This window comes from Cryobacterium sp. Y29 (genome assembly GCF_002929825.1).
Taxonomy (GTDB): Bacteria; Actinomycetota; Actinomycetes; order Actinomycetales; family Microbacteriaceae; genus Cryobacterium.
In genome coordinates this window covers 131,727-156,563 of the sequence record NZ_PJJN01000037.1, presented here as the reverse complement: position 1 = coordinate 156,563, position 24,837 = coordinate 131,727, and the positions used below count along the sequence as shown (strand labels likewise).

Genomic DNA, 24,837 nt, shown 5'->3' with positions numbered 1-24,837 from the left:
TGACCGAGCGTCGAGCCGGTCTAGCGGAGGGTTTCCTCGCTTTGTCGACATCTGTTCGAAACAAAGTCGAACTGGGATCGTTACATGACACGCTTACACTGCCTTTTCCGGGGTATTTTCGCGGCTCGACAGCGCCCGAAAACGAGCGTCCCGAAAACCACAGCAGCTGTATCTCCACAGCGCCCTTGCATCCTCGAAAGGAAACCCGCAATGACACCGTCCAGAGGCTCGTTCAATCATCGATCGGCAACCCGGGTGGTACGCGGCGTCGCGGTCGCCGCCGTCCTGGCACTCTCCCTGGCCGCGTGCTCGGGCAGCGATGAAGAAGTGGCCGGGGCGGACGGCGCGGCGGCATCGTTCGGGGACGCGAGCATTCAGTTCAGCTGGATCAAAAACGCCGAATTCATGGGGGAGTACCTCGCCGACGCGAACGGATACTTCAGCGCAGCGGGCTTCGACTCCGTCGACATGATCGAGGGGCCGGCTTCGATCGAAGCAGCCGTCATCTCGGGCAACGTCGACATGGGCATCGGCAACGCGATCTCGACCGGCACCATCATCGCCAATGAGGGTGCGCCGCTGAAGATCATTGGCGCCACCTACCAGAAGAACCCCTTCACCATTCTTTCCCTGGCCGATAAGGGCAACATCGCAAGCCTCGCCGATTTGACAGGCAAGACCATCGGCGTTCAGGCCAGCAACCTGAGCCTCTGGGAAGCCTTCCTCGAGATCAACGACATCGACGAGAACTCGCTGACCACCCTCCCCGTGCAGTACGACCCGACGCCGTTGTTCAACGGCGAGGTCGACGGCTGGTTCTCCTACCTCACCAACGAATCCATCGACGCCGAACTGCTCGGACTCGACCCGGTGAACCTGCCGTTGGCCGACTTCGGCCTCCCCTTCGTGGCGGAGACCCTCACGGTCACCGACGACGCCATCAAGAACGACCGGGAGAAGCTCAAAGCCCTGCTCGTGGCCGAGATTCGCGGCTGGACTGACGCGATCAACGACCCGGAGGCCGCCGCAAAGCTCACCCTTGAGACCTACGGGCCGACCTTCGACCTCACAATCGAGAAAGAGACCCGGCAGGCCGAAATTCAGTCCGTTGACCTCGTGGTGAGCGCCGACACCCTCGCCAATGGCCTGTTCACGATCAGCGACCAGTTGCAGAAGCAGAGCATTGACACCCTCGCGGCTACCGGCCTGACGATCACGGCCAGCCAGTTGTTCGACCTGTCCCTGCTCGACGAGGTCTACACCGAGAACCCCGACCTGGTGGCTTACAGCAAATAGCAGCGGGGGGAGCGATGGGCATCCGTCGGAACGAGACGGTGGATGCCTATGCGGAACGTAAAATGAATACCGGACCCCGGGGAATCACCCCGCTTTGCCATCGCCAAGGAGCGAATCACGTGAGTAGTACTGATGCCGGAGTTCGTGACTCGGTCACGAACACGACTGCCGGGAGCGAGGCTGCGGGCACCGGCCTGCACATCTCCCAGCTGCACAAGGTCTTCACTGTCGGGCGCACCGACGTCGTCGCCCTGGATAACGCCAACCTGCACACCGACAAGGGCAGCTTTCTCTCACTGCTCGGACCGTCCGGATGCGGAAAATCAACCATCCTGCGCATTCTGGCCGGACTGGAACAGCCCACGAGCGGTACCACCCGGGTCGACGGCAAGAGCCCGCAGCAACTCCGGCAGGGGCATCAGCTCGGCATTGCCTTCCAGGATTCGGCCCTGCTGCCCTGGCGCAGCGTGCGCTCCAACATTCGCCTGCCGTTCGAGGTCGCTCGCCTCCCCGTCGACGACTCCTATATCGACGAACTGATCGCCCTCGTCGGCCTGCAGGGCTTCGAGAAAGCCAAGCCGGCGCAGCTCTCCGGTGGCATGAAGCAGCGCGTATCGATTGCACGGTCGCTCGTGCTCAAGCCCTCGGTGCTGCTGCTCGACGAACCCTTCGGAGCCCTCGACGACATGACCAGGCAGCGGCTCAACCTGGAGCTGCTGCGCATCTGGACCCAGAAGCCGGCCACGACGCTCATGGTCACCCACGGCATCGCGGAAGCCATCTTCCTCTCCGACCACGTGGCGGTCATGAGCGCCCGCCCCGGTCGGGTCAAAGAAATCATCGACGTCGACCTCCCCAGGCCTCGGCTGCCCGAGATGATGCGTACGCCCGAGTTCCACGCCCTGCACGACCGCGCCTCCGACCTGCTGTTCAGTGATGCGGTCGTGGCGGGCGACGACCGGTGATCCGCAGCTCGCTGCGCGCCCTGCCCGCCTGGGCGACCGGTCTGATCGGAGCCGCGCTCGTCATTGGCCTGTGGTGGATCGGAGCCATCTCCGTCTTCGCCGAGGTCGGGTCGATGCCCGGCGGCGCAGTGCCCACCCCACTCGATGTGTTCGTGCAACTCGTCAGCGATGGGCCAGCTTTCTACCTGCCCCACGTCAGCGTCACCGTGCTCGAAGCGCTCATCGGCTTCGCCTGGGGCACTGGGCTCGCCCTGGCCCTCGCGGCGCTCGTGCTCCTGTTGCCGCGCATCGAGAAGATCGCGATGCAGGTCGCCGTGATCACCTATTGCATACCGATCGTAGCCATCGGCCCGATCGCGTACATCGTGATCGGGGCGCCGAGCGCGGGCGACCCGGCAGGAACGGCAGTGTTTCTCGCTGCCATGTCGGTGTTCTTCACCACGGTCATCGGGTCGCTTGTCGGCCTCAAGGCAGCGGATGCCGCCAGCCTCGACCTCATCAGCGTCTATGGCGGCAGCAAGTTCACCCAGCTGCGCAAGGTGCGCCTGATCGCCGGGCTTCCCAGTGTGCTGACCGCGCTGCAAGTCGCAGCACCGGCCGCCTTCATCGGGGCCATCCTGGGGGAATATCTCGGCGGGGTCAGTCGGGGGCTGGGTATCGCTATGCTCGTAGCCGGTTCAACGGCCAATGTCGACCGGGTTTGGAGCCTCGCGCTCGTCGCCGGGGTCGCCGCGGGTCTCGGTTACGCGATCTTCGCCGTCATCCTGCGTTTAGCGACGCCGTGGACGACCGGACGGAGCAGCCGATGAGCTTTGCACGGGTAGCGCTGGCGACCGTAGCGCGCGGTCTGCTCACCGGGCTCATCACCCTGGTCCTGGTTGTGATCGTCTGGCAGGGACTGCTCCTGGTGCTGGACATTTCGCCGTTCCTGGCTAAGGGGCCCCTCGACGTCTGGACCTGGCTCGTGACCGCACCGGATGCCGCGGACAATCGCGCCCTCGTCCTCGGCAACCTCATGGTGACCCTCGGTGACGCCTTTCTCGGGTTCGTAGCCGGGCTCACCTGCGCCCTGCTCCTTGCCGTGCTGTTCACGTTGTCGCGGGGGGTTGAGCATGCCCTCATGCCCATTGCCCTGCTGCTGCGGTCGGTGCCCCTCGTGGCGCTCGTGCCGATCATCAGCCTCATCACCGGGCGCGGGCTCACGACCGCCGTGGTGATGGGGGCCATCGTCGTGCTGTTTCCGGCACTCGTGAACATCGCGTTCGGCCTGCGTTCCACCTCGCCGCAGATCAGCGATGTGATCACCGTGTACGGCGGCAGCGCCTTCACGACCCTGCGCAAGGTGGCGCTGCCGAGTTCGCTGCCGTCTTTCTTCGCCGCGGTGAAGATCTCGGTGCCCGGGGCGATCACCGGCGCGCTGCTGGCCGAATGGCTTACGACCGGTCAGGGACTGGGCAATTCGATTGTCGCCGCCGTTGCCAAGGTGCAGAACTCCGAGGTGTGGGCATCGGTCGTGGTGATCACCATTGTGTCCCTCGTTCTCTACGGCCTGGCCCAGCTCGTCGAGAACCTGGTACTGCGTCGTATGAGCATGGGGTAGAGCGCCGTAAACTGACGCGCTGACCTACAGTACGGTCGACGATTCTGAGCGAGGCTAGAGCAGCCCGTGTTCGGCGAGTTGATTGGCGAGGCTGGAGCCGTCCGGGCCGTAGACCCAGGGGGCCTCAGGGCCGCCCTCGATGAGCACGGCATCACGCGAGCGACCGCCGGCGAGGACCGCTTCGCTTGGGGAGAGTTGACGAATGGCCACGGCCGCTACGCTGCCCGGATAGTCGCGTTGAAAGTCGCTGTAGATGGCTTCGTCGTGTTGACCGTCGTCGCCGATCAAAATCCAGCGCATCTGCGGAAACTGCTCGGCGAGTCGGCGGAGGTTGTCGCGTTTATGAGCGCTGCCACTGCGGAACCAGCGGTCGTGTGTTGGCCCCCAGTCGGTCAACAACAACGCCCCGGCGGGATACAGGTTGCGGGAGAGAAAACGTGACAGGGTGGGGGCCACATTCCAGGCGCCGGTCGAGAGATAGATGACCGGGGCGCCGGGGGTGAACGACGCCAGACGCTCCAGGAACACGGCCATGCCAGGGGTCGGCACCCGGGCGTGCTCGTCGAGCACAAACGTGTTCCAAGCGGCCAGCAGGGGGCGGGGGAGGGTGGTGACCATCACGGTGTCATCGACGTCGGAGACGATGCCGTAGCCGACCGTGGACGCCACGATGAAGATCGGGGCGTCCACCACGTTCGAGAATTCGGTGTGCAGTCGGGCAACGTGCCAACCGGCGGGCAGCGATACCGGCACCACGGTATCGACGACCCCGCCGCGATCCGCCTGAACAAGGTGCGTCTGCCCGTCGATCTCAATCGTGACGGTGACATCGTTGACGGGCACACTCGTGAAGCTCCGCCAGCCCCGAATGCCGGCGTCACGGCCATCCGCCCGGGGGCGTTTTTGACGTTTCGTGGGCTTTTCCGGCTTGGCCAAGAGTACGCGGCACAGGATGCGTACCCAGGCGGTCGAACCGTAACCGGTATAAGGGATGACGGTGGGCTGGTAGCCGCGGCGCCGGGCGGAATGCTCGCGACGTTCGTGGAGCCAGTCTTCGATGCGGGCCGCACGGTGCATGATTCGCTCGGGACTGGGCGCACGCGGAGTGGCGTCTGGAAACTCTGGCACGCCTTCATTCTGCCATGTTTGCTGTGCATCCCCCGATCAGGACTGTAGAAAAAGGGTTTTACCCCGTAGTATGGTGACTTATCTTCAAGGGGGATAAATGTCGCTTGGTGGCCTATTAGGTGAAGGGACCGGTGCAGCACTACAACAGGTGCGCACCGAGCCGATTCAGCAGCGCAGTGCTGCACGTCTGTCCGGTCTGCTCGATGCAGCCGCCGCCGTGGTGGACGAGGTCGGTTTCGACCGCATCACGACCGCCATGGTCGCCGAACGCGCCGGTGCCTCCATCGGCACCGTGTACCGCTATTACCCCGACAGGGTCGCTGTTCTGCACGCCCTGCACGAGCGTGCCGTAGCGCGCTTTCGGCAGCGTGTCGTTGACGAACTCAGTGCCAGCACCCTCACCTCCTGGTGGGACGCCGTGGACTGCGTCGTCACCGCCTTTGTCGGCCTGTACCGCACCGAACCGGGCTTTCGTATCGTGAACTTCGACGACCGCGACGGCGCTCCCGCCGCCGACGCCGTTGCGGACGCCGACTTCTTCGCCCGCCGCCTCGCCGACGTTCTCGTGAACGAGTTCGATCTGCCCAGCGGCGACGATTTGATCTTTCGACTCGGAGTCGCCGTCGAGATGGCCGACGCGCTGCTCGCCCGCGCCTTCCACAGCGATCCGATCGGTGACGAGCGCTTTATCACCGAGTGCCGCCTGGTCATGCGCGACTACCTCGACCGCTTCTACAGCCCACAGGCGCTGGATCTTCTCGCCACTCTGCCGTAATCCCCGCTGACAGCCGGGCCCCCAACTGGGGGCCCGGCTTTTTTGTGCCCGGAAAGCCGCGCCTGTTCGCTCAGAGATAAAACTTTATTGCCGATGGGTTTTGTCTGTCGCGCAAAATAGTGATTGGGTTAGCATCTGGTTTGTGTTGACCCACAAGATGCGAGGAGCGAGCCGCCAGGATGATTGAATTCCACTCGGTGACCAAACGGTTCCCCGACGGCACGCTCGCCGTCGAAGATTTCAGCCTGGTGCTGCCTTCCCGCAAAACGACCGTCTTCGTCGGAACGTCGGGGTCAGGGAAAACAACACTGCTGCGCATGATCAACCGGATGGTCGATCCGACCAGTGGGTCCATCGACATTGACGGAGCCGATATCGGTACCCTCGCGCCGGTCAAGCTGCGGCGCGGCATCGGCTACGTCATGCAGAACTCAGGTCTCCTTCCGCACCGCAGGGTCATCGACAACGTAGCCACCGTGCCAATGCTGCAGGGAACACCGAAGAAGAAGGCCCGCGAAGACGCGCTCCAATTACTCGACACGGTCGGACTTGACCGTTCGCTTGCCAACCGGTATCCCAGCCAGCTCTCCGGCGGCCAGCAGCAGCGCGTCGGTGTGGCACGTGGGCTCGCCGTCAATCCCAATATTCTGCTCATGGACGAGCCGTTCGGCGCGGTAGATCCTATCGTGCGCGCCGAACTGCAGCAGGAACTGCTTCGTTTGCAGCGAGAACTGGGCAAGACCGTGGTCTTCGTCACCCACGACATCGATGAAGCCTTCCTGCTCGGCGACCAAGTGGTGATTTTGCGTACCGGCGGGCTGATCGCCCAGGTGGGGTCCCCGGCGGAGATCCTGGCCAATCCGGCAGACGATTTTGTGGCAGCCTTTGTCGGAGCAGACCGCGGCAAACGCGTGCTGCACCTCGAGTCCCACTCGGACGGCGACGTGCTTGTCGACGCCGATGGACGGCTCGCCGGCGTACTTGCGGGTGGAACGTCCCCGAGTGCCGCCGCCGGAGCACAGACCGCGACCGAAGAAACGGCCGCCCCCGAAGTAAAGGCCGGTCCGTTCGCGGAATCGGGTGCCCCGGCGCAGGGTGGGGATCCCCGGTGACCTGGATATGGTCAAACCTGGACTTCATTTGGGATCGCACTCTCGATCACGTCGTGCTGAGCGTTCCGCCCATCATCCTCAGTTTTCTCCTAGCTGTTCCCCTCGGTTGGCTGGCATACCGCTTCCGCGTTAGCCGCGGCATCATTCTCTCGGGCGTAGGCCTGCTGTACGCCGTACCCTCGCTCCCACTCTTCATTGTGCTTCCTTTCATCGTGGGAACGACCGTTCGTTCGCCGCTCAATCTCATCATCGCCCTGACGCTCTACGGTGTGGCGCTCATGGTGCGAGTGGTGGCCGATGGTCTCGCCTCCGTCGACCGGAACGTTCGACAGTCCGCGACGGCGGTGGGCTTCTCCGAGTGGACCCAATTCTGGCGGGTGGAGTTTCCACTCGCGGGGCCGGTCCTGCTGGCCGGGTTGCGGGTCGTCGCCGTGAGCACGGTCAGTCTTGCCACGGTGGGCGCTGTCATTGGTGCCCAGAGCCTGGGCAGTCTGTTCACCGACGGTTTTCAGCGCGGCATCCAGGCGGAAATTATTGCCGGGATTATCGCCACGGTCGGACTCGCCCTGGCACTGGATGGGGCTCTCGTTCTTCTCGGTCGCCTTCTCATGCCGTGGACGAGATCTGCGCCATCGACGGCGGCGCGCGCGCCGATGCGCTCTGACAAGGAGGCGGTGGCATGAACTACTTTGCAGATGCAGTCGCGTGGCTGTTTGATCCGACCAACTATGTGGGATCGAATGCCATCGGCAACCGGGTATTGGAACACCTGGGCTTCACTCTGCTCACACTTGTCTTTGCGTCCGTCATCGCCATACCCCTGGGCTTCTTCATTGGACACACTGGACGCGGGCGTGGCTTGGCCGTCGGAACCGCAGGCGCTTTCCGTTCCATTCCGACCCTGGGGTTGCTCACGCTTGTCGCTCTGTCAGTGGGAATCGGTCTGACCGCACCCTACGCGGCCCTCACGGTGCTCGCGATCCCACCCATTCTCGCGGGGGCATATACCGGCTTCGAAGCGATTGATCGCGCGACCATCGATGCCGCCAGGGCCGTGGGGATGTCGGCGGGGCAGATTGTGCGCAAAGTGGAGCTTCCGCTCAGCCTTCCCCTCTTGATGGGTGGGTTGCGCTCGGCCACGCTGCAAATCGTGGCCACCGCCACACTCGCTGCCTACGTGGCCGACATCGGACTGGGTCGCTTCCTGTTCACGGGGTTGAAAAATCTCGATTATGCGCAGATGCTGGGCGGGTCCATTCTCGTTATTCTGCTCGCGCTGCTGCTTGAGGGCATCTTTACGGTGCTTCAGAAATTGGTTGTTCCCCGCGGAGTTGCGGCCGGACGCCCCACAGACATCTGGGCCGGTTTCACCAAGCTGGCCCGGTGATGGAATTCGCCATCATGAAAGGAAAACGCATGTTCACAGCAAAAAAAGGCCGACTCGCGCTCATCAGTGTGGTCGCGGTTGGGGCCGCAGTAGCCCTCGCAGGGTGCGCGTCCGGTGATCCCTTGGGCAGTGGAAGTGGTGCCGTAAGCGCTGCCGACACGCTCGTTGTGGGTTCCCAGGACTACTACTCCAACGAGATCATCGCCGAGATCTACTCGCAAGCATTAGAGGCCAACGGTTTCACCGTCGACCGCACGTTCCGGATAGGCCAGCGTGAGGTGTACCTACCCGAGCTGGAAGCAGGCGGCGTCGATGTGTTCCCCGAATACACCGGTAGCCTGCTGCAGGCACTCGAACCGAATGCTGTCGGTGGCACGAGCGACGCGATCTACACCGAGCTCCAAGCGGCGCTTCCCGCCACCCTGCGCGTGCTGGACAAAGCGGCGGCTTCAGACCAGAATTCCTGGACCGTAACCCAAGCCTTCGCGGAGAAATACAACCTAACGGACATTGCGTCACTGAAGAATGTCACCGAACCGCTCATGGTTGGTGGCACCTCTGTGCTGGAGACACGTCCGTATGGGCCGGCCGCTCTCAAGGCGAAGTACGGCATCGAAACCGCCGGTTTCACCCCGATTGAGGATGGTGGTGGCCCGCTGACCGTTAAGGCTCTTGTTGACAACGCTATTCAGTTGACCAACATTTATACGGCAAGCCCCAACATCAAGTCAGACAAGCTCGTGGCGCTGAGCGACCCAGATAATCTCTTCTTCGCGGACAACGTCGTGCCTTTGGTTTCCGAAAAGGTCACCGACAAGGCCGCGTCGGTCCTGAACAAGATCAGTGCTGCCCTCAGCACTGAGGACCTGGTGAGCCTCAACTCCGAGAGCGTCAACGACCAGAAGTCCGCTGAAGCCATCGCGGCGGCCTGGCTCGAAAAGGCAAACCTCTTCTAGCAGTATCGTTTCCCCAAAACCCTCACAACGACCCCGTCTTGGGCGGTGTGAGGGTTTTGTGCGTCTATGCCCGCAACAGCACGATGGCTGGAGCGAGGGCGAGCGCGATCGCGGTCACGAAGACGGCCATGGTGGCGAGGCGGGACAGGGGAAGAGCCTGGTTTATGAGCCGGTACACCCGCGGAGCGACGAGCGCGCGCTCCGCCGACGAGATCCACGGCTCGTCCGACTCGCCATCCGACGCTGTGGCGAGGACCTCCGGTTGTTGCCCCAGCCCCACGAGCGCGATAGCGGTAGCAAGTGTTCGGTCGTCCACGTCGCGGCGTGCGCGATCGTCCGCGATCATTTCGACCAAGAGCGCCACGGCATTTTCGGCGCGATTGGCGATGGGAAACCAGGGTAGGGCGCTGTGCCAACTCTTGAAGGCCAGTAACACCAGGTGATGCTGCTGAACCAGATGGGCTCGTTCGTGGGCAATCACCGCACGCACCTGGTCGGCGTCGAGCAGGCGGAGCAATCCTTTAGACAGCACCGTCGCGGAATGACCAGCACCGGGAAGGCAATAGGCGACCGGGGCAGGATGGTCGATGACGCGCATTCCCGGTTGGCCGTTCAGAGGATCGCTGAGCAGAGCGATGAGAGTGTAGTGGCGGCGTCGCTGTCGCTCGGCGCGCACGAAAGTGGCGAACAAATTCAACAGCAGGTGAGCGCTGAGCAAAATAGCTGCCCCGAGCGCGAGCACGTGGGTGAACCGCGTATCGGCCGGAAGAGTGCCGGACCGTAGGCTGTGGCCGAGGGCGATGACGCTCTGTGGCAGAGCGTTACCGAACGGAACAAGACCGTAGAGCAGCAGTGAGCCGATCATCGACATGCCACCGGACAGGGCGATGGCCTGCCAGAGCACGAGGGCGACGTCCGGGGAGCGCGCGGGCCAATCCGAGCGGGCCAGCACCAACGGAAAAGGCCAGGCGAGAGTCACGGCAATGACGCCAAGCATGGCGGCGCTAATGATCACGGGTATCGCAGTTAAGGTCTGGCGGAGTTAGACGTTGTCGGTCGTCGCAACGCCGAGGAGCTGGCGCAGTGTGTCTGCCTCCTGCGGTGTGACGCCTCCAATGAACCGCACGAGGGCAGCTTGGCGGTCAGGCATCTGCCCGAGTACCTCATGCATGAGCCCGGCCGTGTGGGTCGCACGGGTCATAACAGCGGTGTAGGCATGTGGGCGCACGCTGCGGTCGCGGGTGACGAACCCCTTTGTCTCAAGTCGAGACAACACCGTCAGAACGGTTGTGGTCGCCAGTGGCTTCGTGGGCCCGGTCGCAAGACCCGGGCTCATCAAAGAGTCCTTGAGATCGTTAGCGGTCAACGGTGTGGGGGAGTCCCACAGGACATCCATCAGAAGCCGCTCAAGCACGCCCAAATTTGCCATACAGAGCATCTTACGCTGTCGAACTGTAATTTCTACGTGTCGTAGAAAATCACTGTCGTACACAGGTTTCTACACAGCGTAGAAGGGTAATCTTCTACACAGCGTAGAAAAGTGTGCGCGGGTAACAATAATGCTGGAGGGCATATGAACGAGTGGTTGGACCCTTTACTCCTCTCACGGTGGCAGTTCGGTCTCACGACCATGTATCACTTCATTTTCGTCCCACTCACGATCGGTATGGCGCTCACGGTCGCGATCTTCCAATCTGCGTGGGTGCGCACGGATAAAGCGAAGTACCTGCAGCTCACGCACTTCTTCGGCAAGATCTTTCTGATCAACGTCGCCATGGGCGTGGTGACCGGAATCGTTCAGGAATTTCAGTTCGGTATGAACTGGTCGGACTACTCGCGTTTCGTCGGTGACGTCTTCGGCGCTCCGCTCGCCTTCGAGGGCATCGTCGCATTCTTTCTTGAGGCGACGTTCATCGGATTGTGGATCTTCGGCTGGGACAAACTGCCCAAAAAGATTCACCTGGGCACGATCTGGATGACCGTGGTCGGCTCGATCGCCTCGGCCTATTTCATTCTTGCGGCGAACGCGTTCATGCAAAACCCGATCGCGTACACGATCAACGAGGAGAAGGGACGTGCCGAACTCACGAGCATCTGGGAACTGCTCACGAACCCCATTGCCATCGCTGCGTTCCCGCACACGATTTTTGCCTGCTTTATGGTGTCTGCCGGACTCATCATCTCGGTAGCCGCTTGGCACCTCTATCGCAACCAGCACCTCGAGACGATGCGTCCAGCACTCAAGTTCGGTCTCTGGATGATGGTCATTGCCGGAGTGCTCACCACGCTCGCCGGTGATCAGCTCGGTCTGGCTATGGTTGATGCCCAGCCGATGAAGATGGCGGCGGCCGAGGCGCTTTATCACACCGCGACCGGTGCCAATGCAAGCTTCTCAGTGTTCACTCTGGGCACTCCGGACGGCGTACACGAGTTGTTCTCCGTGCGTATTCCGTACCTGCTCTCCTTTCTGTCGACCCATACTTTTGACGGCACGGTCGAGGGCATCAACAACTTGCAGGCCCAGTACGTCACCCTCTACGGTCCTGGCGACTACACCCCGACGATCTGGATCACCTACTGGGCATTCCGGTGGATGATCGGACTCGGCCTGGCGCACATGCTCGTCGCCGTCGTCGGCCTGTGGCTGACCCGTGGGGGGCGCAGCCCGAAGCGCACCTGGGTATGGAAGGTCGCCATCTTGAGCTTCCCGATGTCGCTGCTGGCGATGAGCGTTGGTTGGGTCTTCACGGAGATGGGTCGCCAGCCCTGGCTCGTGTTCGGACTCATGCGCACCGCGGACGGTATCTCGCCCGGCGTGACCGGTGTGGAGATTTTGATCTCGTTGATCGTCTTCTCTGTTCTATACGGAATCCTTGCCGTGGTCGAGTTCAAGCTCATCCTGAAGGCCGTCCAGAAGGGCCCGGACGATGCGCCGGTTCAAGACGCCGAATCCGGCGCACACCAGCACGCTGTCACGGTCTACTAGGACGGGGTTACGGAAAATACACAATGGATCTCACAATTCTTTGGTTTTGGATCATCGCTTTCATGTTCATCGGGTACTTCGTACTCGATGGCTTCGACTTCGGGGTCGGTATGTCCTTGCCCTTTCTCGGTAAAGACGACACCGATCGCCGCGTTCTCATCAACACCATCGGTCCGGTCTGGGACCTCAACGAAACCTGGGTCATTGTGGCCGGGGCGTCGCTCTTCGCGGCGTTCCCGGAGTGGTACGCAACAATGTTCAGCGGCTTCTACCTGCCCCTACTGCTCATTCTGGTGGCCCTGATCCTGCGTGGTGTGTCATTCGAATATCGGCACCAGCGCCCGGAATCATCGTGGAAGAAATGGTTCGACGGCCTGATCATCGTCGGTTCGGCCGTTCCGGCGTTTCTCTGGGGTGTGGCCTTTGCCAACATCGTGCGCGGCGTGAAGCTCAATGCCAACCACGACTACATCGGTACCCTCTTCGACCTGCTCAACCCCTATGCCCTGCTCGGCGGCATCACGACGCTGCTTCTGTTCTTCGTGCACGGGGTGGTGTTCGTGTCGCTCAAAACCGAGGGCGACATTCGACTGCGGGCCCGCAAACTGGCGACGAAGGCTGGAATCGTGGCGATTCTCGCCGCGGCCACTTTCTTGACCTGGACGACGCTCGCCTACGGCACCGTGGCATCCGCTCTGCTTGCCGCCCTGGCCGCTGCCCTCCTGATCGCATCGTTCCTGGCCAACCTGCGCGGCGCTGAACGGCTCGCGTTCGCCCTGATGGCCGGCACGATCGGTCTTGTCGTGCTGACCCTGTTCTCGTCATTGTTTCCCGAGGTCATGCCGGCCAGCAACAACCCGGCCAACAGCCTGACGATCGCGAACGCATCCTCGTCGACCTACACGCTCGGTGTGATCAGCTGGACCGCCCTGATTGCTATGCCCGTCATTTTGCTCTATCAGGGCTGGACCTACTGGGTGTTCCGCAAGCGCATCGGCCGGGCGCATGTTGACCTCGCCGTACACTAAAACGGTGCGCCCTCTGGATCCTCGTCTCCTTCGCTACGCCCATGCAGCACGTCGGTTTCTTCTGGTCGGCGCGCTGCTGGGCCTGGCGCAAACGCTCGTCGTCATCGCGTTCGCGTGGCTGCTGACCCGAGCGATCACGTTCACCGTCGCGGGGGAGCCCCTCCGCACTATCGCGCCGACCCTCGTCGCCCTCGCCGGAGTCGTCGTGCTGCGCTCGGTGCTCATCTGGCTGCTCGAAGTCGCGGCCAACCGCGGCGCCGCTAAGGTCAAGAGCCAGCTGCGCGCCAAAGTCATTGCCCGGCTCGCCGAGCGCGGCCCCGACTGGGTCGCATCCCGGCAGAGCGCGCGACTCTCGACGGTTGTGACGACCGGACTGGACGCGCTCGACAACTATTTCGCCCGATACCTGCCCCAACTGTTGCTGACCATGATCGCCACCCCCATCCTGATCATTGTCATCCTCTCGCAAGACCTCATCAGCGGGCTCATCGTCATTGTCGTGATTCCGCTGATTCCGCTTTTCATGATTCTCATCGGCCGGGTCACCCAGTCGGTGCAGCAGGAGCAGTGGCAGGCCTTGCAGCGGTTGTCGACCGGGTTTCTCGACGTGGTCGGGGGCCTCGGAACCCTGAAGATTTACGGCCGCGAACGACGCCAGTTCGATCGAATCAGGTCGATCACCGAGGAATACCGCACCCGCACCATGAAGGTGTTGCGCGTCTCCTTCCTCAGCGGTTTCGTGCTCGAACTCGCCGCGAGCCTCTCAGTCGCGATCATCGCCGTGTCGATCGGCCTGCGGCTTATCGACGGTGCCCTGCTGCTCGGCGTCGGCCTGTTCGTTCTGCTGCTCGCCCCGGAGGTTTTTCTACCGGTGCGCCAGGTCGGAGCGCAATTCCATGCCGCAGCAGACGGGCTCGCGGCTGCCGAAGAATTGTTCGCCATTCTCGACGACGAGACGACGCCGGAAATATCGCAAGCGGATGCCGTCGCCCACACGGTGCAGCTCGGCGTGGGCGCCCTGCTGCTAAACGGAGTCTCCGTTCGGCGTGGCGACACCCTCGTGATCGATCACCTGCATGCGGAATTTGCTCCCGGACAGCTCAGCGTGCTGCGCGGAGTAAGCGGAGTCGGCAAGTCGACCCTCGTCGCAGCCCTGCTTGGTTTCGTCCCTTTCACCGGTACTCTCACCCTCGATGGTGTGACAGTGCCGGCCGGCGCGACGCGCGGCTGGCTGGCCTGGGCCGGCCAACGCCCGGGCCTGTTCCGGGGGACAGTGGCCGAAAATGTGGCGCTCGGGGCAGCATCCGTTGATTCCACCGGCCCCGACCACAGGCTGGTCGTGCAGTCACTACGCTGGGCCGGCGCCGCGGAGGTGTCACCGGCTACGGTCCTCGGGGTCAACGGTGAGGGTCTCTCGGGCGGTCAGGCCCAACGTGTCGCCGCAGCGCGAGCCATCTACCGGGCCCTCGCGACCGATTGCCACGTGCTGATCCTGGACGAACCGAGTTCGGCGCTCGATTCCGACGCCGAGGCCGGTCTGCTCGTCGGACTCCGACACCTGGCCGACCAGGGGCGCGTGGTGATCGTTGTCAGTCACCGCGCGGCTGTCGCCGCCGCCGCCGACAACGTGATCGAACTGCAGGAGTTGGCTCATGTCTGAGGCCACGTTGCACCCGCATACCCGCGACGTGTTGCGCCTCGCCCAGCCTCGCCCACGCTGGTTCGTTCCCGGCCTGCTGGCCGGCATCGGCAGCGCCGTCATGGCGGTGGCGCTTGTGGCCTGCTCCGCCTGGCTGATCACCGTCGCGGCCGAAATGCCGTCCCTCGCGGTTCTGGGATTGGCCGTGGTCGGGGTTCGCGCCTTCGCTATTTTTCGCTCCGTGTTTCGCTATCTGGAACGGGTGTCCAGCCACGATGCCGCCTTCCGGCAGCTCGCCGAACTGCGCCTCGGCATGTTTCGACGCATCGTGCCCATCGCTCCGGCCGGGCTTGCCAGCACCGGACGTGGTGATCTGCTCACCCGCCTCGTGCGGGATGTCGATGATCTTCAGGACCTGCCGTTGCGCGTCGTGCAACCGCTACTGGTGGCAGGAATAACCGCCCTGCTCAGTGTGGTCGGTATCTGGCTGATCGTTCCGGCTGCCGGACTCACGCTGCTGGTCTGCCTGCTGCTGGCCGGAATACTCGGAACCCTCTTCTCCGGCACACTGTCCGCACGTGCCGATCGTGAACTCGCGCCCCTGCGCGGGGCCCTCGCCGACGAGGTGCTCGAGATCATCGAAAACCTCGACGTCCTCACCGCCTTCGACGCTCTCACCCCGCGTCTCGAGCATCTGGCGCGTACCGACGCGCGCCTCCGACAGGCCACCCTGCGCCGATCGGTCGGGATCGGCGTTCAGTCGGCGGTTGTAGCGCTGTTCGCCGGCGCGGCAACGCTCGGGGCTCTCTATTTTGGTGTCCCAGCCCTCGACAGCGGTGGTGGCCTGCTCAGCCCCGTGCTGCTCGGCCCGACCGTCATCGTGGCCGTGCTCGTACCGATGGCCGTGTTCGAGGTATTCGGCATGATTCCCCTCGCAGGCTCGGCCTGGCGGCAGGTGCGGGTGAGTGCCACCCGGGTCGCCGACATCGTTCCGGCGGTGGTACCGGGGGAGATTCCCGTCGATGTGGTCGACCCGTTGACGCTTTTTGCCCCCGATCGGGCCATCGGCCCGGTCGTTCTGGAACTGACCGACCTCGGTGCGCGCTGGCCCGGGCAGCACGAACCCGGCGTGGCCGGCGTCACCCTGCGGTTAGCGCCGGGCGATCGCGTGCACCTGGCCGGGCCGAGCGGCGCCGGCAAGACCACCCTCGCCCAAACCCTCGTGCGCTTTCTCGACTACACCGGTTCGTATCGATTGAACGGGGTTGAGGCGCGGCTGCTCGCCCAGTCCGAGGTGAGACGCGTGGTCGGACTGTGCGAGCAGCGCCCATGGCTGTTTGACGACAGCATCCGCCAGAATTTGCTGTTCGCCCGCGATACCGCTACCGATGCCGAGCTCGAGGCGGTGCTGGCCCGCGTCGGACTAATCGAGTGGTCCCGCGCGCGCGGCGGCCTCGACGCCCCGGTGGGCGAGCGTGGTGCGCTGGTCTCTGGCGGTCAGGCGCAGCGCATCGCCCTGGCGCGGGCCCTGCTCGCCGATTTTCCGGTGCTGATCGTCGACGAGCCCACCGCCAATGTCGACAGTGCCGGGGCGGATGCCCTCGTGCGCGACATCCTGACGGCCGCGGCCGATGCGCACCGCGCAGTGCTGCTCATCTCGCACACCCCGGTGCCCGACGAGCTCGTGACCGCCAGGGTAACGCTGCCGGCCCGTGCCGAAGGGGCCACCTGAGGTCAGTCCATATGGCGCAGTTCGCGGCGGTGCAGCCATTTCTTGATGAAGAAGACCGCGAGCACGAACAGGGCGATCACGCCGACGAACAGGTAGCCGGCAAAGTGCAGGCGTCCACTCAGCTCGCGGTAGCCTTCCGCCGCAGCCGATCCGACGCTCACGTAGGCGAGGGACCAGATGATGCAGGCGGGAACGGTCCAGGCCATGAAGGTGCCGTACCGCATACGGCTCATTCCCACGGTGAGCGGGATCAGCGAGTGCAATACCGGCAGAAACCGAGAGATGAAAACGGCCAACCCTCCGCGCCGGTCGAGGTAGGTCTCAGCGCGAGCCCAGTTGTGCTCGCCGATGCGCCGTCCCAGCCTGCTGGTCCTGATGAACGGGCCGAAATGGTGCCCGAGGGCAAAACCGATGCTCTCCCCGGCCAATGCTCCAACGATCACAGCCAGAACCAGGCTGACGAATTCCACCGGGCTGGCTACCCCAGTGCTGGCAACGATCACGATGGTGTCGCCCGGTACGACCAGCCCCACCAGTACCGAGGTCTCCAACAACATGCCCACGCCGGCCAGGAGCGTTCGAATGACCGGGTCGACGCCGGAGACGGTGTCGAGAATCCACGTGAGGATGTCATTCATTGTGCCCAGCCTACGTGCCGCGCGCGATTCAACAAGGTCGTCTCGGACCACACCGCGTCAAAAAGCTAGGCTGGTGTGGTGACCGGCACCGTGCAAAGCAAGCTCCTGGCCGGTTGGTTCGACCCTGCCGCGGTTTTTACGGCGCTTTATGCTTCCGACCGGTATTCTTTCTGGCTCGATGCCGGACCGGGGGCGCGCACCGGCGTCAGCTATCTCGGGGCGGCGTCGCCCCGGTCCCGTTTCGTCACGGCATCGGTGATGGAGGGAACGGTCACCAGCACATACGTTTATCCACAGGATGCCCCGCCGCCGGTGAGCACACACGAGACCGTCTTCGAGTTTCTGCGTCGCGACCTCACCGGCGATAGCCCCCCTGCAGGCGCTGCCTCGCGTCAGGATGGGTTTGAGCTTGGTTGGGTCGGCTGGCTCGGCTACGAACTGGGCGCGAACACCGTTGGTACGCCCACGCACGAGTCACGGTACCCCGATGCCGCACTGCTCGAAATAGATCGCATGATCCGGTTCGACCACGGTGACCGTACGGTGACGCTCGTGGCACGAGCGAGTGCAACCGAGACAGGAGCGTCCGTCGCCGACTGGTTCGACCAGGTCATCGCGGCGCTACCGGCGACCCAGACGGTGAACCGCGTCACACCCGCGCCGACCCGCGCTCCCTCGCCGCGGGCATCCGCTGCCCCAAAGTGGCGTCACAGCCCCACCGACTATGACGCCCTGATCGAGACCTGCCTGGCTTTCATCGGCAACGGCGACGCGTACCAACTGTGCCTGACCAATGAGATTCGGGTGCCGGGCGAGTGGCACCCGGTCGAAACCTACGGCCGGCTGCGAGCTGGCAGCCCCAGCCACCACGGCGGTTTGCTGCGCTTTGGCGACGTGGCGCTGCTGAGCGCAAGCCCAGAGCAGTTTCTGCACGTGAGCCGGGATCGACGCATCCGGACCAAACCGATCAAGGGCACCCGGCCACGCTCGAGCGAGGCGGCCGAAGACGAACGGCTGAAAGTGGAACTCGCCCGCAGCGACAAAGAGCGCGCCGAAAACCTGATGATCGTCGATCTCATGCGCAACGACCTCGGACGAATCGCCGAGCTCGGCACCGTAGCAGTCTCCAGCCTGCTGGCGGTGGAGAGCTACCCGCACGTGCACCAGCTGGTCAGCACCATTGAGGCGCTTCTGTCACCGGGTATTACGGTGGTCGACGCCATCGAGTCGTGTTTTCCGGCCGGTTCCATGACGGGTGCCCCGAAGCAGAGCGCGATGACCATTCTCGACGCGCTCGAACGGGGGCCGCGGGGCGTCTATTCCGGGGCATTCGGCTATATCGGGCACGGCGGCGTGGCCGACCTGGCCATCGTCATCCGCAGCATCGTGCTCGATTTCGAGGGAGCCAGTATCGGAACGGGTGGCGGAATCACCGCCCTCTCGATCGCCGCCGAAGAGATCGAAGAGACCCGGATCAAGGCGGACGCACTGCTGGCGAGCCTCGGCATCGCCGCGCCCTAGTAATCTAGACCCTGCACACGTGCGCTTCATCGCGCGTGCGCCCGAGCGAATGCTCCCGCATCGATCATGTACAACCCCTGCAATGAATGAGAGTCACGTGGCACACGAGCATGACAGCGTCCGCATTGACGCGCGCGACGAGAGCGACGAAGAAATGTACGACTTCGCGGCGATCCAGGCGAAGTGGCAACCCATCTGGGAGGAACTCGCCCCGTTCAAGACGAGCGCCGAGGGCGATACCCGCCCGCGCAAGTACGTGCTTGACATGTTCCCCTACCCCTCCGGCGACCTGCACATGGGTCACGCCGAGGTGTACGCGCTCGGTGATGTCGTCGCCCGCTACTGGCGCCACCAGGGTTTCAACGTGCTGCACCCAATCGGCTGGGACTCCTTCGGGCTGCCGGCCGAGAACGCCGCCATCAAGCGGGGCATCGACCCGCGCGGCTGGACCTACGACAACATCGCCCAGCAGAAGAAGAGCATGAAGCTCTACGCGACCAGCTTTGACTGGGACCGCGAACTGCACACGAGCGACCCCGAATATTACAAGTGGACCCAGTGGCTGTTCCTGCAGCTCCACAAGAAGGGGCTCGCCTACCGTAAGGACAGCTGGGTCAACTGGGACCCGATCGACCAGACCGTGCTGGCCAACGAACAGGTACTGGCCGACGGCACGAGCGACCGCAGCGGCGCCGTCGTCGTGAAGAAGAAGCTCACCCAGTGGTACTTCAGGATCACTGACTACGCCGACCGCCTCCTGGATGATTTGAACCAGCTCGAGGGTACCTGGCCGGCCAAGGTGCTCAACATGCAGCGCAACTGGATCGGACGCTCTATCGGAGCGGATGTCGACTTCGCTATTGAGGGCCGCACGGAGCGCGTCACCGTGTTCACGACCCGCCCCGACACGCTTTTCGGCGCCACCTTCATGGTCGTGGCGCCAGATTCTGACCTCGCCGCCGAACTCGTCGCCGAGGCCACCCTTGACGTGCAGGAGGCGTTCCAGGACTACCTCCTGCAGGTGCAGCGCAGCACGGAGATCGAGCGTCAGGCCACCGATCGACCCAAGACCGGCGTGTTCCTCGGTCGCTACGCGATCAACCCGGTCAACGGCGAACGCCTGCCCGTCTGGGCCGCCGACTATGTGCTCGCCGACTACGGCACCGGCGCGATCATGGCCGTGCCGGCCCACGATCAGCGCGACCTCGACTTCGCCCGCGCCTTCAACCTGCCCGTGCGGGTCGTCGTCGACACCAACTCTCCGGCCACCGGCATGATCCCGGTGATCACCCAGGGCATGCTCGACGGCACCGAAGAGCTGCCAGAGCTCGACCCGCTCAGCACCGGCATCGCCCTGGCTGGCGAGGGGCGCCTGATCAATTCGGGCCCCCTCAACGGCCTGAGCAAGATCACCGCTATCAAGCGCATCATCGAGCAACTGACCAACGACGGGCTCGGCCGCTCCGCGAAGAACTATCGCCTGCGCGACTGGCTCGTCTCACGCCAGCGTTACTGGGGCGCTCCAATCCCGATCATCCACGGCGCCGACGGCACCGAGATTCCAGTGCCTGAAGATCAGCTGCCGGTGTTGCTGCCGCCCGCAGAGGGGCTCGATCTGAAGCCGCGGGGAACTTCGCCCCTGGGCGGAGCGACCGACTGGGTCAATGTGCCGAACCCGATCGACGGCACTCCGGCGACACGCGACGCCGACACCCTGGACACCTTCGTCGACAGCTCCTGGTACTTTCTGCGGTTTTTGAACCCGAGTGATGACACCAAAGCCTTCGACCCGAAGGAGGCCGAGAAATGGGCGCCCGTCGACCAGTACGTCGGCGGTGTCGAGCACGCCATCCTGCACCTGCTCTACGCGCGCTTCATCACGAAGTTCCTTTTCGACGAAGGCTATGTGAGCTTCACCGAGCCGTTCACCGCGCTGCTCAATCAAGGCATGGTCATTCTCGACGGTGCCAAGATGAGCAAAAGCCGCGGCAACCTCGTCTACTTCACCGAGGAAGTCGAACGCCACGGTGTCGATGCCGTACGCCTCACAATGGCCTTCGCCGGCCCGCCCGAAGACGACATCGACTGGGCTGACGTGTCCCCGGTCGGCTCGGCCAAGTTCCTCGCCCGCGCCTGGCGCGTCGCACGCGACGTAACCAGCGCACCCGACGTGGAGTGGAAGACCGGTGACGTCACCCTGCGCCGCGTCACGCACCGGTTCCTCGCGGATGCGCCCGGCCTGGTGGAGTCGTTCAAGTTCAATGTCGTCGTGGCACGCCTGATGGAGCTCGTCAACGCCACCCGCAAGGTCATCGACACCGGTGCCGGGTCAGGGGATGCCGCAGTGCGTGAAGCCGCCGAGGCCACCGCCATGGCGCTGAACCTTTTCGCCCCCTACGCGGCTGAAGACATGTGGCAGCACCTCGGCTACGAGCCGTGCATCGCTCTCGTGCCGTGGCGCAAGGCCGAGCAGACCCTGCTCGTGCAGGAGTCCGTGACGGCGGTCGTGCAGGTCGACGGAAAGATGCGTACCCTGCTCGAAGTTTCGCCGAAAATCTCCAGCGAAGACCTCGAAAAAATGGCGCGGGACGCTGCTGCGGTCATCCGTTCGATCGGTGATCGCGAGATCATCAAGGTGATCGTTCGCGTGCCCAAGCTCGTCTCGTTCGTCACACGCCCGTAGCGCTGCACGAATGAGCAGTCCCGGTCGATCGCGCGCGATCGGCCGGGGCCTTCTCCACAGGTCTGCTCCTGCTGGAGGCATCCACAGATAGGGCAGTGTGCGGCTGGCGGATGCTGTGCCCGGCCTAGCGTGCGAGCATGCAGCCCGATCGTTCCCCGCTCGATCTCGACCGCCTTGCTCCGGCTTCTCGGGGTCGTCCCCGACTGCGGGTGGGCGTCGGAGCGGCCGTCGTGCTGCTGCTGCTCGCCCTCGTTGTGGCCGTCATCGTGTCCGCCGTCGGCCAGCAAGCCGGGCAGCGCACGGTCGGGTCCGAAGCGTCGATCGCCTCGGGCAGCAGCGCGACATTAGAACCGTTCGACGCAGGGGCGGGTGTGAGCGCCGCGCCCGGCCAGGCGATTGCGACCGACGCCGATGTCACCATCTTTGTGCACGTTCTCGGTGCTATCGCACGGCCCGGGCTGTTTCAACTATCTGACGGCGATCGGGTCATGGACGCGATTGCTGCTGCCGGTGGTTTGACGGCGGAGGCCGATCCTGCAGGGGTGAATCTGGCGCGCCTCCTCAGTGATGGCGAGCAGTTCTATGTACCCCGGCAGGGCGAAGTGCCACCGGAGCTCCCCGCGGCGGTCGGCGGATCGGCAGTCGGCGGCACTGGGGTCGGCGGTCCTGGGGGAGCCAACGCGAAAGCGCCCAAGGTCAACCTCAATACGGCCACCGTGGCCGACCTGGACTCCCTGCCTCGGATCGGCCCGACCATGGCCCAGCGCATCACGGACTATCGCACGAAGAACGGCCGGTTCACGAGCATCGACGCGCTGCGTGACGTCGCCGGGATCGGCGACAAAACCTTCGAGGCGCTCAAAGACTTCATCACGGTATGAGCCTCGATCTGCGGCTTGCGTTGCCGGCACTGGCTGTGTGGCTGACCGCCGGCCTGCTGATCGGCGCGCCCGACGGGGCCGGCGCCGTCGCTGTGACGCTGTGGCTGGTAGCCGGCGGCTGTATCGGCATACTGATGATCGGCCGAATGGCGCGGCGCATCGAGTGGCCGACAGCGCCGAGATCCAGGCGCTGGCAGACAGCGTGCGCCAGCGTGCTGCTCTGCTGCGCCGGCGCGGCGCTCGTGGCCACCGCCGTCGCCGCGTGGGCGCCGGTTCGGCTGCCGCCCGAGGTGCGCGACGCCGCCGGGTCGCACGCGCCGGTCACCGCGACACTCACTACCTGGTCGGTTCCAGTTGCGACCAAAGCCTTCATCGGCAGCGGAACGTCGGGACGGGTACGGTACAAGGCCACCCTGACCCAGATCGACAGCCGCGGCGAGACCGCGCACGTGTCGAGCCCGGTCGTGGTGTTCGCCGAAGCAGCCAGGGACGGAACCGAACCAGAGATCGGGTCAATCCTCCAAGTGCGCGGCACGCTGCGCATGACTGAACCCGGTGATGCCACGGTCGCCCTGTTATTCACGACCGAAACGGCGCGTGGTGTTGCGGCGCCCCCGTGGTGGTTGCAGTGGGCCAACGAGCTGCGAGCCAAGTTCGCTACGGCCGCGACGAGCCTCGCCGGCGACGGGGGTGACCTGCTGCCCGGACTGGCCATCGGTGATACGAGCGCGGTCAGCCCCACGCTTGATGCCGCGATGAAGACCAGTTCTCTCAGCCACCTGACCGCGGTATCCGGAGCCAATTGCGCGATCGTCATCGCCTCCATCATGCTGCTCGGCGGCTATCTCCGGCTTCGCCGATCCTGGCGCATCGTGCTCTCGCTCCTGACGTTGCTCGGCTTCACCATTTTGGTCACCCCGGAGCCGAGCGTGCTGCGCTCGGCAGTCATGGCCACGGTGACCCTCGCCTCGATCGGGGCGGGACGACCGGGCCGGGGGGTGCCAACCCTGCTGTTCGTTGTGATCGGCCTGCTGGTGAGCGATCCGTGGCTGGCGCGCAACTATGGGTTTGCGCTCTCGGTGCTCGCGACCGCCGGACTACTCGTGATCGCCGGTCCGCTGTGTCGGGTACTCAGTCAGTGGATGCCAGCCGTCCTCGCCGCCCTCATCGCCATTCCGCTCGCGGCCCAGCTGGCTTGCCAGCCGGTATTGATTCTGCTGAGTCCAAGCCTGCCGCTCTATGGGGTTCCGGCAAATATTCTGGCTGGACCGGCCGCGCCCGTGGCGACAGTGGTCGGGCTGATCGCTTGCCTGGCCTTGCCGGTGCTGCCCGGGGTGGCGTCCGGGCTGCTCGCGCTGGCCTGGATTCCTGCGGCGTGGATCGCCGCCGTCGCACAGGCGGTTTCGACCCTGCCGGGTAACCGGCTGCCCTGGCCGGGCGGCGCTTGGGGGGTGCTGCTGCTCGCCGTTGGGACCGTGCTCACCCTCGTCGTCGTGCTGCGCGGGCCGGGCGCCCGACCCGCGCGCTGGCCGGCGGCAGTGCTCGCCGTGCTCGTGGTCGGCCTGGGTGGCTACGCGGGGTCGCTGATCGGCACCGGAATCGGCCGAGCGGTCTCGTTTCCACCGAACTGGCAGATTGCGGCGTGTGACATCGGCCAGGGCGACGCCGTGGTCGTGCGCGACGGCGACGCCTACGGTCTCGTTGACGTTGGGCCAGACCCCAAACTGTTGAGTACCTGCCTCGCCACTCTGGGCATCACCCGCATCAACCTACTCGTGCTCACCCATTACGACCTCGACCATATCGGCGGGGTCGATGCCGTCATCGGCCGGGTCGACACCGCCCTCGTCGGTGTGCCCGAGAATGCGCAGGATGAGAGCCTGCACGCGCGCCTCACCGCGGGCGGGGCTACCGTCCGGCAGGCCGCGCGCGGCGATTCCGGCACCCTGGGCGGCCTGCACTGGAACATCCTCTGGCCCATTCGTGGAGCGACGACCATGCAGGTTGGCAACCCGGGAAGTATCACGATCACGTTCGACGGGCGGGACATCCGTTCCATCTTCCTCGGCGACCTGGGGCAAGAGGCACAGGACGCCCTCCGACGCGTGTCACCGCCAGGACGGGTCGACGTCGTCAAGGTGGCCCATCACGGTTCGGCCGACCAGAGCCCGGAGCTGTACGCAGAACTTCGTGCCCGCGTCGGACTGATCTCGGTCGGGGTGAAGAACACCTACGGTCACCCCACGAACAAACTGCTCACTATTCTCGCGTCGGTCGGCACCCTATCGGCGTGCACTGATCAGGAGGGGATGTCGGTCGTCGCGCCGGGAGCCAACGGCACTCTCGTACTCTGGACGGAGAAGGTCGCCGCCCGAGGTCCGCCCGGGTCACCGCCCGGCACGCCGGCCGCCGTTTCGGTCTCTCCGTCTGCCACGGCCGCATCGGTCGGAGCTGCTCCCCACGCGGCTGCTCCGGGCGTCAGTGGTGCGGGTTAGGCTGGTTTTACACCC

At 64.4% G+C, this 24,837-nt stretch carries 21 protein-coding genes; 17 read left to right on the top strand and 4 right to left on the bottom strand.

The annotated features are described in order from the left end of the window. Positions 1 to 210: 210 nt before the first annotated feature. The 4 genes from CXY74_RS15730 (at position 211) to CXY74_RS15715 (ending at position 3,861) form a co-directional block, all read left to right on the top strand. Positions 211 to 1,296 (top strand): ABC transporter substrate-binding protein, encoded by a 1,086-nt coding sequence (locus tag CXY74_RS15730; protein ID WP_104201294.1) that lies wholly within the window; start codon positions 211 to 213, stop codon positions 1,294 to 1,296. A 119-nt stretch (positions 1,297 to 1,415) separates the two neighbouring features. Continuing rightward, entirely contained in the window at positions 1,416 to 2,261 is an 846-nt protein-coding gene (locus CXY74_RS15725; RefSeq protein WP_370446166.1) for an ABC transporter ATP-binding protein, read from the top strand. Then, positions 2,258 to 3,070: an ABC transporter permease gene (locus CXY74_RS15720; RefSeq protein ID WP_233193455.1), complete on the top strand. Its 813-nt coding sequence runs from the start codon at positions 2,258 to 2,260 to the stop codon at positions 3,068 to 3,070. Before CXY74_RS15725 ends, CXY74_RS15720 begins: the two co-directional genes overlap by 4 nt. Next, the gene (locus CXY74_RS15715; RefSeq protein WP_104201293.1) at positions 3,067 to 3,861 is read left to right on the top strand and encodes an ABC transporter permease; all 795 of its coding nucleotides are present in this window, start codon (positions 3,067 to 3,069) and stop codon (positions 3,859 to 3,861) included. The genes CXY74_RS15720 and CXY74_RS15715 overlap by 4 nt, the downstream gene beginning before the upstream one ends. 54 nt (positions 3,862 to 3,915) lie before the next feature. On the opposite strand, the gene CXY74_RS15710 is transcribed toward CXY74_RS15715, so the two are convergent. Continuing rightward, the gene (locus tag CXY74_RS15710) at positions 3,916 to 4,938 is read right to left on the bottom strand and encodes an App1 family protein (protein ID WP_104201543.1); all 1,023 of its coding nucleotides are present in this window, start codon (positions 4,936 to 4,938) and stop codon (positions 3,916 to 3,918) included. A 148-nt stretch (positions 4,939 to 5,086) separates the two neighbouring features. On the opposite strand from CXY74_RS15710, the gene CXY74_RS15705 reads away from it, so the two are divergent. From CXY74_RS15705 to CXY74_RS15685, 5 genes are all read left to right on the top strand, one after another. Next, positions 5,087 to 5,764, top strand: a complete 678-nt coding sequence (locus CXY74_RS15705) for a TetR/AcrR family transcriptional regulator (protein ID WP_104201292.1) — start codon at positions 5,087 to 5,089, stop codon at positions 5,762 to 5,764. Between the two features lie 179 nt (positions 5,765 to 5,943). Continuing rightward, entirely contained in the window at positions 5,944 to 6,876 is a 933-nt protein-coding gene (locus tag CXY74_RS15700) for an ABC transporter ATP-binding protein (RefSeq protein WP_104201291.1), read from the top strand. After that, complete coding sequence (locus tag CXY74_RS15695) at positions 6,873 to 7,559, top strand: ABC transporter permease (protein WP_104201290.1); 687 nt, start codon at positions 6,873 to 6,875, stop codon at positions 7,557 to 7,559. The genes CXY74_RS15700 and CXY74_RS15695 overlap by 4 nt, the downstream gene beginning before the upstream one ends. Then, positions 7,556 to 8,263, top strand: a complete 708-nt coding sequence (locus CXY74_RS15690) for an ABC transporter permease (RefSeq protein ID WP_104201289.1) — start codon at positions 7,556 to 7,558, stop codon at positions 8,261 to 8,263. The genes CXY74_RS15695 and CXY74_RS15690 overlap by 4 nt, the downstream gene beginning before the upstream one ends. 29 nt (positions 8,264 to 8,292) lie before the next feature. Then, positions 8,293 to 9,219, top strand: a complete 927-nt coding sequence (locus tag CXY74_RS15685; RefSeq protein WP_104201542.1) for an ABC transporter substrate-binding protein — start codon at positions 8,293 to 8,295, stop codon at positions 9,217 to 9,219. A 64-nt stretch (positions 9,220 to 9,283) separates the two neighbouring features. Here the strand turns inward: CXY74_RS15685 and CXY74_RS15680 are convergent, their stop codons facing one another. Continuing rightward, positions 9,284 to 10,234, bottom strand: a complete 951-nt coding sequence (locus tag CXY74_RS15680; RefSeq protein ID WP_233193454.1) for a M56 family metallopeptidase — start codon at positions 10,232 to 10,234, stop codon at positions 9,284 to 9,286. A gap of 27 nt (positions 10,235 to 10,261) precedes the next feature. After that, positions 10,262 to 10,648: a BlaI/MecI/CopY family transcriptional regulator gene (locus CXY74_RS15675; protein ID WP_104201540.1), complete on the bottom strand. Its 387-nt coding sequence runs from the start codon at positions 10,646 to 10,648 to the stop codon at positions 10,262 to 10,264. A gap of 144 nt (positions 10,649 to 10,792) precedes the next feature. Here CXY74_RS15675 and CXY74_RS15670 point away from each other — a divergent pair, with 144 nt between their 5' ends. Genes CXY74_RS15670 through cydC form a run of 4 tightly spaced genes read left to right on the top strand, consistent with a single transcriptional unit; the run spans position 10,793 to position 16,604 of the window. Beyond that, a complete protein-coding gene (locus tag CXY74_RS15670; RefSeq protein WP_104201288.1) occupies positions 10,793 to 12,205 on the top strand; it encodes a cytochrome ubiquinol oxidase subunit I in 1,413 nt (470 codons plus the stop codon). Between the two features lie 23 nt (positions 12,206 to 12,228). Then, positions 12,229 to 13,233: a cytochrome d ubiquinol oxidase subunit II gene (gene cydB / locus CXY74_RS15665; protein WP_104201287.1), complete on the top strand. Its 1,005-nt coding sequence runs from the start codon at positions 12,229 to 12,231 to the stop codon at positions 13,231 to 13,233. A 4-nt stretch (positions 13,234 to 13,237) separates the two neighbouring features. Beyond that, positions 13,238 to 14,893: a thiol reductant ABC exporter subunit CydD gene (gene cydD / locus CXY74_RS15660; protein WP_233193453.1), complete on the top strand. Its 1,656-nt coding sequence runs from the start codon at positions 13,238 to 13,240 to the stop codon at positions 14,891 to 14,893. Next, entirely contained in the window at positions 14,886 to 16,604 is a 1,719-nt protein-coding gene (gene cydC / locus CXY74_RS15655; protein WP_104201285.1) for a thiol reductant ABC exporter subunit CydC, read from the top strand. The genes cydD and cydC overlap by 8 nt, the downstream gene beginning before the upstream one ends. A gap of 2 nt (positions 16,605 to 16,606) precedes the next feature. On the opposite strand, the gene CXY74_RS15650 is transcribed toward cydC, so the two are convergent. Then, positions 16,607 to 17,242 carry a DedA family protein gene (locus CXY74_RS15650; protein WP_104201284.1) on the bottom strand — a complete coding sequence of 212 codons (636 nt, stop codon included), beginning with the start codon at positions 17,240 to 17,242 and terminating at the stop codon, positions 16,607 to 16,609. 78 nt (positions 17,243 to 17,320) lie between these two features. Here CXY74_RS15650 and CXY74_RS15645 point away from each other — a divergent pair, with 78 nt between their 5' ends. From CXY74_RS15645 to CXY74_RS15630, 4 genes are all read left to right on the top strand, one after another. Then, positions 17,321 to 18,763: an anthranilate synthase component I family protein gene (locus tag CXY74_RS15645; RefSeq protein WP_104201539.1), complete on the top strand. Its 1,443-nt coding sequence runs from the start codon at positions 17,321 to 17,323 to the stop codon at positions 18,761 to 18,763. Between the two features lie 154 nt (positions 18,764 to 18,917). Beyond that, on the top strand, positions 18,918 to 21,446 hold the full coding sequence (gene leuS, locus CXY74_RS15640; RefSeq protein WP_233193620.1) for a leucine--tRNA ligase: 2,529 nt from the start codon (positions 18,918 to 18,920) through the stop codon (positions 21,444 to 21,446). 137 nt (positions 21,447 to 21,583) lie between these two features. Then, on the top strand, positions 21,584 to 22,327 hold the full coding sequence (locus CXY74_RS15635; protein WP_104201282.1) for a helix-hairpin-helix domain-containing protein: 744 nt from the start codon (positions 21,584 to 21,586) through the stop codon (positions 22,325 to 22,327). After that, complete coding sequence (locus CXY74_RS15630) at positions 22,324 to 24,822, top strand: ComEC/Rec2 family competence protein (RefSeq protein ID WP_104201281.1); 2,499 nt, start codon at positions 22,324 to 22,326, stop codon at positions 24,820 to 24,822. Before CXY74_RS15635 ends, CXY74_RS15630 begins: the two co-directional genes overlap by 4 nt. The last annotated feature ends 15 nt before the right edge of the window (positions 24,823 to 24,837 follow it).

Bases quoted from the DNA above. Each gene is read 5' to 3' on its own strand.
- CXY74_RS15730 (WP_104201294.1), top strand. From the start codon at position 211: ATGACACCGTCCAGAGGCTCGTTCAATCATCGATCGGCAACCCGGGTG.
- CXY74_RS15715 (WP_104201293.1), top strand. From the start codon at position 3,067: ATGAGCTTTGCACGGGTAGCGCTGGCGACCGTAGCGCGCGGTCTGCTC.
- CXY74_RS15710 (WP_104201543.1), bottom strand. From the start codon at position 4,938: ATGCACCGTGCGGCCCGCATCGAAGACTGGCTCCACGAACGTCGCGAG.
- CXY74_RS15705 (WP_104201292.1), top strand. From the start codon at position 5,087: ATGTCGCTTGGTGGCCTATTAGGTGAAGGGACCGGTGCAGCACTACAA.
- CXY74_RS15700 (WP_104201291.1), top strand. From the start codon at position 5,944: ATGATTGAATTCCACTCGGTGACCAAACGGTTCCCCGACGGCACGCTC.
- CXY74_RS15690 (WP_104201289.1), top strand. From the start codon at position 7,556: ATGAACTACTTTGCAGATGCAGTCGCGTGGCTGTTTGATCCGACCAAC.
- CXY74_RS15685 (WP_104201542.1), top strand. From the start codon at position 8,293: ATGTTCACAGCAAAAAAAGGCCGACTCGCGCTCATCAGTGTGGTCGCG.
- CXY74_RS15675 (WP_104201540.1), bottom strand. From the start codon at position 10,648: ATGGCAAATTTGGGCGTGCTTGAGCGGCTTCTGATGGATGTCCTGTGG.
- CXY74_RS15670 (WP_104201288.1), top strand. From the start codon at position 10,793: ATGAACGAGTGGTTGGACCCTTTACTCCTCTCACGGTGGCAGTTCGGT.
- cydB (WP_104201287.1), top strand. From the start codon at position 12,229: ATGGATCTCACAATTCTTTGGTTTTGGATCATCGCTTTCATGTTCATC.
- cydC (WP_104201285.1), top strand. From the start codon at position 14,886: ATGTCTGAGGCCACGTTGCACCCGCATACCCGCGACGTGTTGCGCCTC.
- CXY74_RS15650 (WP_104201284.1), bottom strand. From the start codon at position 17,242: ATGAATGACATCCTCACGTGGATTCTCGACACCGTCTCCGGCGTCGAC.
- leuS (WP_233193620.1), top strand. From the start codon at position 18,918: ATGTACGACTTCGCGGCGATCCAGGCGAAGTGGCAACCCATCTGGGAG.
- CXY74_RS15635 (WP_104201282.1), top strand. From the start codon at position 21,584: ATGCAGCCCGATCGTTCCCCGCTCGATCTCGACCGCCTTGCTCCGGCT.
- CXY74_RS15630 (WP_104201281.1), top strand. From the start codon at position 22,324: ATGAGCCTCGATCTGCGGCTTGCGTTGCCGGCACTGGCTGTGTGGCTG.